Origin of the sequence: Paraburkholderia sp. UYCP14C (assembly GCF_004197395.1) — a bacterium.
Classification (GTDB): Bacteria; Pseudomonadota; Gammaproteobacteria; order Burkholderiales; family Burkholderiaceae; genus Paraburkholderia.
The window spans coordinates 131,089-137,343 of sequence record NZ_SELS01000021.1 but is presented as its reverse complement, the minus strand read 5'-3'; the positions used below and the strand labels follow the sequence as shown (position 1 = coordinate 137,343).

Annotated in this window: 7 protein-coding genes and 1 pseudogene; 6 read left to right on the top strand and 2 right to left on the bottom strand. The window is 59.7% G+C overall.

Annotated features, from left to right (window positions below; genetic code table 11):
• From EVC45_RS46810 to EVC45_RS20820, 6 genes and pseudogenes are all read left to right on the top strand, one after another.
• Window positions 1–119, top strand: a pseudogene (locus EVC45_RS46810) (ABC transporter substrate-binding protein); the annotation flags it as partial.
• A 209-nt stretch (window positions 120–328) separates the two neighbouring features.
• Window positions 329–1,123 carry a transporter substrate-binding domain-containing protein gene (locus tag EVC45_RS20840; RefSeq protein ID WP_373683048.1) on the top strand — a complete coding sequence of 265 codons (795 nt, stop codon included), beginning with the start codon at window positions 329–331 and terminating at the stop codon, window positions 1,121–1,123.
• 7 nt (window positions 1,124–1,130) lie between these two features.
• Window positions 1,131–1,799, top strand: a complete 669-nt coding sequence (locus EVC45_RS20835; RefSeq protein WP_129960127.1) for an amino acid ABC transporter permease — start codon at window positions 1,131–1,133, stop codon at window positions 1,797–1,799.
• On the top strand, window positions 1,796–2,452 hold the full coding sequence (locus EVC45_RS20830; RefSeq protein WP_129960126.1) for an amino acid ABC transporter permease: 657 nt from the start codon (window positions 1,796–1,798) through the stop codon (window positions 2,450–2,452). Before EVC45_RS20835 ends, EVC45_RS20830 begins: the two co-directional genes overlap by 4 nt.
• 109 nt (window positions 2,453–2,561) lie before the next feature.
• The gene (locus EVC45_RS20825) at window positions 2,562–3,287 is read left to right on the top strand and encodes an amino acid ABC transporter ATP-binding protein (protein ID WP_129960125.1); all 726 of its coding nucleotides are present in this window, start codon (window positions 2,562–2,564) and stop codon (window positions 3,285–3,287) included.
• Window positions 3,288–3,455: 168 nt separating this feature from the next.
• On the top strand, window positions 3,456–3,839 hold the full coding sequence (locus EVC45_RS20820; RefSeq protein WP_129960124.1) for a hypothetical protein: 384 nt from the start codon (window positions 3,456–3,458) through the stop codon (window positions 3,837–3,839).
• Between the two features lie 215 nt (window positions 3,840–4,054).
• Here EVC45_RS20820 and EVC45_RS45675 read toward each other — a convergent pair whose 3' ends face one another.
• Together EVC45_RS45675 and clcA are read right to left on the bottom strand one after the other, a co-directional pair.
• Window positions 4,055–4,513, bottom strand: a complete 459-nt coding sequence (locus tag EVC45_RS45675; protein ID WP_168991506.1) for a hypothetical protein — start codon at window positions 4,511–4,513, stop codon at window positions 4,055–4,057.
• 269 nt (window positions 4,514–4,782) lie between these two features.
• Window positions 4,783–6,195: a H(+)/Cl(-) exchange transporter ClcA gene (gene clcA, locus EVC45_RS20815; RefSeq protein ID WP_248295206.1), complete on the bottom strand. Its 1,413-nt coding sequence runs from the start codon at window positions 6,193–6,195 to the stop codon at window positions 4,783–4,785.
• Between the last annotated feature and the right edge of the window lie 60 nt (window positions 6,196–6,255).

Here is a 6,255-nt window from a genome sequence, read left to right as displayed (position 1 = left end):
GCGCGTTCGTGCCGAGCCCGCAGCAGATCGCGGAGAAGGCCGTACTGCATGACGACAAGGCGCTCGCCGCCGTGCAGGCGGCGTGGATCAAGCGCTACACCGAAATCTTCTCGGTATGAACACGATGCTCGCGCGACCGCGGGGCTAACAGCCTGGCTGGCGCGGTCACGTTCATCCGCGATGCGGCGCGACGATCGAAGCAACCATCGATTGCGCAGGCTTCACGCTGACGATCGCCACCACGTCGCTGCGCGACAGACGCATTAATTGAAAAGATCAATCATCCATCAAGGAGACAATCATGACTGCAGTACCCCATTCAGGACTGATGCAACGGCTGTTCGCGAGCGCGACTTTTGCGCTGTCGTTAGCTGGCGCCACCGCTTTAGCCACGTTCGCGCCGATCGCTCACGCTGATGCGCTCGACACGATTGCCAAAACCGGTGTCGTGCGAGTCGGCGTTTTCGAGGACTATCCGCCGTTCGGTTCGATCGGCCCGGACATGAAGCCGGTAGGCTATGACATCGAAATGGCGGACGTGCTGGGCAAAGCACTCAACGCAAAGGTGGAACTCGTGCAGGTCACGGGCGACAATCGGATGGCCTATCTCGCCGACCACAAGGCCGACATGCTGCTGTCGGTCGGCCAGACCCCCGAACGCGCGAAAGTCATCGATTTTTCGGCACCTTATGCGCCGTACTACCTCGCTGTTTTTGGTCCGAAGAACCTGACAGTGAAGGGGGCGGCCGATCTCGCGGGCAAGACCATCGCGGTCGCTCGCGGCACGCTGGAGGATCTCAGCGTCAGCAAGGTTGCTCCGCCCACAGCCACGATCAAGCGCTTCGACGACCCGAACGGCGCGATATCGGCATTCCTGTCCGGGCAGGCGCAATTGCTGGTCGTTGGCAACGATGTTGGGGCAACGATCATGGCTCGTCATCCGGCGATCGATCCGGAGCAGAAGTTTTCGCTGTTCAGCTCACCGGATCATGTTGGTCTGAACAAGAATGAACCACGTTTGCTGCAGAAGGTGGACGAGGCGATTGCGCAGGCTAGGAAAGACGGCACGCTGAACTCGATGTCGCAGAAGTGGCTGAAAGCACCGCTGCCGGCCAACCTGTGAGAGCACGATGAGTTACGCGTTCGACTTCAGCGATCTGCACGAATACGCAGGCATTCTCGCGCACGGCGTCGAAGTGACGCTCGGACTCACCGCGGCGTCGACGGTGCTCGGCGGCGCGCTCGGCGTCGCCGGTGCGGCTGCCAGCGCGGCGGGCCCGCGCTGGTTGCGATCGCTCGTCTGGCTATATGTCGAGTTCATCCGCAATACGCCGTTTCTGGTGCAGCTGTTCTTTGTCTTCTTCGGGCTGCCCAGTCTCGGCCTGCATATCGACGAAATGCAGGCCGCGGTTCTCGCCATGACGGTCAACCTGGGTGCTTACGCCACCGAGATCGTTCGCGCCGGTGTCGATTCGATTCCGCGCGGACAAGTCCAGGCGGCCTATGCGCTGGGTCTGCCTGGCAAGCAGGTGTTTCGGCACATTGTCATGCCACAGGCGTTAGCCAACGTGTTTCCCGCGTTGCTAGGACAGGTGCTGATCGTGATGCTCGGCTCGGCCGTGGTGTCGCAAATCTCAGTGCGGGATTTGACCTACGCAGCCAACTTTATCCAGTCGCGCAATTTCCGGTCGTTTGAGATCTACCTCGTCATCACGGCGATATATCTCGGCTTGGCGATCGTGTTGCGACGTGTGCTGAACCGGTTCGGATCAGGGCTTTTTTCGGGGCGTACACGATGATTGAATTCTCACTTTGGGACATCGCCCGCAACCTGATCATCGCGTCGCGCTGGACCGTCTTGCTGTCACTGATCGCATTCGTCGGTGGCAGCGCGATAGGGATGATCCTGCTCGCGATGCGGATCTCGCACAACCGCATACTGCAGCGCGGCGTAGTTTGGTACGTCGAATTGTTTCAGGGCACGCCGTTACTGATGCAGTTGTTCATCGGCTTTTTTGGGTTGCCATTGCTGGGCATCGATGTGTCGCCGTGGGCCGCGGCATCCGTAACATTGACGCTATACACCAGTGCCTATCTGATCGATATCTGGCGTGGCTGCGTTGAAGCGGTGCCGCGTGGTCAATGGTCAGCGGGTGCAAGTCTTGGTTTGACCTATGTGCAACAACTACGTTACGTCATCTGGCCTCAGGCGCTGCGCATTGCGGTCGCGCCGACCGTCGGATTCCTCGTTCAGGTGGTGAAAAGCACCGCGCTGACTTCAATCATCGGTTTCACCGAGTTGACGAAGACTGGCTCGATGATCACCAATGCGGTGTTTCAGCCGTTCCCGATCTACGGAATGGTCGCACTGATTTACTTTGCGATGTGCTTCCCGTTGACGTGGTACGCGCGTTTGCTGGAAGCCAGGCATCAGCTCGCACGCCAACGCTGATGTGAGCGGCGCGTGATGCTCTCCTCACACCGGCAGAACCCGGTCGATTCGTTAGCGTTCGCTTGCGGCCCGTTCTGCCTGTCTAACGTTTCCAGAAGCAGGTGTCTTTATGATTTCTATCAGCAATGTTTCGAAGTGGTACGGTCAATTCAAGGTATTGACCGACTGCACCACCGATATCAGGAAAGGCGAGGTGGTGGTCGTCTGCGGTCCATCGGGTTCCGGGAAATCCACGCTGATCAAGACCGTTAATGGCCTCGAGCCATTCCAGCAAGGCGGGATCACGATCAATGGTGATTCGGTTGGCGATCCAAAGACTAATCTGTCTAAATTGCGCTCAAAGGTTGGGATGGTGTTCCAGCACTTCGAGTTGTTTCCGCATATGTCGATCGTCGACAACTTGAGCCTTGCGCAGATCAAAGTGTTGGGCCGTTCGAAAGACGAGGCAACCGTGAAAGGTCTGAAGCTGCTGGATCGGGTCGGCCTGCGAACCCATTCCGACAAATATCCTTCCCAGCTGTCGGGCGGACAGCAACAACGGGTTGCGATTGCACGTGCTTTGTCGATGGATCCGATCGCCATGCTGTTTGACGAACCGACTTCCGCACTCGACCCGGAAATGATCAACGAAGTACTCGACGTGATGGTCGAACTCGCGCAGGACGGGATGACGATGATGTGCGTCACGCACGAAATGGGATTTGCGAAGAAGGTCGCAAATCGTGTGATCTTCATGGACCATGGGCGCATCGTAGAAGACGACGCAAAGGATGCGTTCTTCGAGAATCCGAAGTCGGACCGTGCGAAGGACTTTCTGGCCAAGATTCTGCACTAGTTGACCGCGTCGCGTCTGTCTGCTGTGCCCATGATCTCCTCTCCTTTCAGCAAGGCTTCAGCACGCTGATCTGAGGGTCGGCGGCGCGGAACAGGCATGGCAATAATGCCGATGGCCGGCCGTTGATGGTCATGCTAGGATTCCTCGCAAACAACTTCGGAGACTGGTATGCCGTTCATCTGCGAAAACGTTGAATGTCGCGCCGTGCTGGCCCGCGGCCAGGTCAGAACCAATCGCGAGGACGAAGGGTGGTGCTTCTACTGCCCAGACTGCAAAGCGAGGAACGAGTTGAAGGATATCGGCGTTCCGGGCGGTCCTGTCGAGTTGGTTCAGCCGGAGAGATCTGACCTCCCGCACAAGGTGATTGCAACCGCTCGGCCACTGGAAGACGGCAGGTACACGGCGCATCTGCGCGTACAAAGAGCACTCGGTACGAGGGGGACTTACGCGGCCGAAGAGCGTTGGGAGCAGCTCGGTGTATTCCTCAACGCACACGAGGCCGTCGCACATGCGAAGTCCATTGCGGCAGACTGGCTGGACCGGAAGGCATAGTCCCGCGTAGAACGCCGGATTCAGTTGTGCCCGCGGTGCGGATCTTTGCGGTCAGCCTTTTACCGTAGATCCGCACCGCGACCTTATGGTATGCGGTGCCGTGAAAGTACCGGTTCAGCTTTCGGTACGCTCAATCATCGACCTCAACGGAGCTGCTCTACTCTCGAGTGCTCTGCGAGACACGATGTCCCTGTTTTGAATTCATACAACATGACTCACGAAGGCTCGACGGGCACGAGCTTGACGAACAATCTGGCTGCTTCGTTGCCATGGGCCAAAGCGCGCACTGCAAGGGAGAGCGCTAGCTGCGCGTCGTGGGCCACTACACTACGGTCCTGATCGAAGAGCTTGACGGCGTGGCGCATATGTTGCGCCGCTTGCTCGTGAAGCTCCGCTGCCGTTGCGTGAAGCTTTGCCGCGTTTGCGCTGATTGACGCAGAGCCGGTCGATGCAGGCGTTATCGGCGGCGTATTGGTGCTGTGTGCACCTGCGTCGTGTGCCTCATCGATCGCGTGCAACGTGTGGCCATGGGCCATCATCGCCTCGTGTGCAGCGTGGGCGTAGTCTCGACCGGCCTCGAAATGCCGCGACGCCTGATGGTGATATCGCGCCGCATGCTCGTGATGTGACGCCGCGGCTTCAAGATGTACTTTTTTGCTGTGCTTCGTGTTCATTCCGGCTCCTGTACGCCTGTAGGACTTAATTCGATGGCGACCGATTCGAAGACGCTGTGGCGGGTCGGAAAACCACTGGATCTGAATTTACACGCACTTGCGCTCTTGATGTCGAAGTCTTGCGAGGTTTGACTCCCACCGTGACGGCCGCGCTGTACCGGCTTTCATTCAACGTTCAGGGATTGGGTCGCGCAGCGGACGGAATAACCGGATTCGCTCGCTGAAGAGGCAAAGTTGGCGGAAGCGTTCCATCCGCAGCCTTTGCAAAACTATCGTGATCCGTTCCGCCGGTTCCTTGCATGTTGCCTGCGGGAGCGCGCCCCCAGCGAGTCGTAGATTGGCGCACAGCCCAGCATCATCGGCACGATCATCGCCACGAAGCACGTCGTGAGCATCGGCAGTAGAAGGGTAAAGCTCCCTGTCATTTCGGTCACCATGACAATGCCGGTAACCGGCGCGCGCACGACCGCCGCAAAAAAGCCGGCCATGGCAACGACCGCGAATGTGACCGGATCGATCGGGAGTGCAGGAAGCACGTGGCCAACCACGATGCCGAAGACAAGTCCCAACTGTGCGCCGAGTACCAGCATCGGCGCGAACAGTCCGCCGGGCGTGCCCGCTGCGTATGAGATGGGACCCAGAGCAAAGCGGACCAGAAAGACCGGCGCGATGGCGGATATTGTGCCGACTCCCGTGAGCGCTCGCTGTGTGATCGGGTCGCCGCCGCCGACCAGATCCGGTTGGTACCACGCCAGAAGACCGATCACGCCACCGACAATTGCGGCGACCGCCTCGACCGGCCAGCGCGCGAGCCTATCTGATGCGGCGAGCGCCCAGAGTATTGCCTTGCAATAGGCAACGCCAACGATCCCGACAACCAGGCCAAGAATCAGATGAGCCGGCACGGTACCAAAGGCTGGGTACGCCAGGCTCGCTAATTTGAAGTCCGGGGCGTCGCCATGTATGACACGCGCAATGGCGATGGCGCCGGCCGATGCGCCCAGCGCGGCGGCGGCCACGCGCGTTTCGAATCGACGCATCAGTTCCTCTAGCACGAATACGGAGCCGGCGATCGGCGCGTTGAACGCGGTGGCAAGTCCGGCGCCGGCCCCCGCCGCAAACAGGACCGCGCAGTCGGATTCGTTGCGGCGAAAACGCACTCCGAGCCAATGCGCGATCGAGGCGCCCATCTGGACGGTTGGACCTTCGCGGCCCAATGCCAGGCCCGCGCCAATGGCGAGCACGCCTCCAATGAATTTCACGGGCACAAGTATCAGGGCCCCGGCGGGAAGTTCGCGATTCAGAACGGCTTCAACGTGGGGGATACCGCTGCCGCCCGCATCGGGCGCAAAGCGCCTGACGAGCCAGGCCGCAAGCGCGGTGGCGGCTGAGGCGCCCACGACCACGAAAACGATGCCGGCAGCGTGTTGTGTGTGCGCCCACGCGAGAAAGAGATTGCGCAATCTGTCGGCCTGTTCCAGGCAGAGGCGAAAAAGCGCGCCCAACGCGCCGCAAGCCATACCGGTGATCAGGGAAACGACGGACAACGCGCACAGTCCGTTAAGCTTTTCTTCAGATTGTTCGCCGCTCATGTCGCCCTGCGTGAAGTGAGGGATTCCGTTGCGAAAGGAGCATGCGGCGCCGTCGCACGGCAACGCAAGCTGGGCACCGATCGCGTTCAACGAAGTAGCCCGTCGGTCGGCAACCACGACTCACCGCATGTCCCAAACGGTCGATGCTCC

What these genes read in the sequence shown, in the direction of transcription:
- EVC45_RS20840 (WP_373683048.1), top strand. Translation starts at nt 329, where the DNA reads ATGCAACGGCTGTTCGCGAGCGCGACTTTTGCGCTGTCGTTAGCTGGC.
- EVC45_RS20835 (WP_129960127.1), top strand. Translation starts at nt 1,131, where the DNA reads ATGAGTTACGCGTTCGACTTCAGCGATCTGCACGAATACGCAGGCATT.
- EVC45_RS20830 (WP_129960126.1), top strand. Translation starts at nt 1,796, where the DNA reads ATGATTGAATTCTCACTTTGGGACATCGCCCGCAACCTGATCATCGCG.
- EVC45_RS20825 (WP_129960125.1), top strand. Translation starts at nt 2,562, where the DNA reads ATGATTTCTATCAGCAATGTTTCGAAGTGGTACGGTCAATTCAAGGTA.
- EVC45_RS20820 (WP_129960124.1), top strand. Translation starts at nt 3,456, where the DNA reads ATGCCGTTCATCTGCGAAAACGTTGAATGTCGCGCCGTGCTGGCCCGC.
- EVC45_RS45675 (WP_168991506.1), bottom strand. Translation starts at nt 4,513, where the DNA reads ATGAACACGAAGCACAGCAAAAAAGTACATCTTGAAGCCGCGGCGTCA.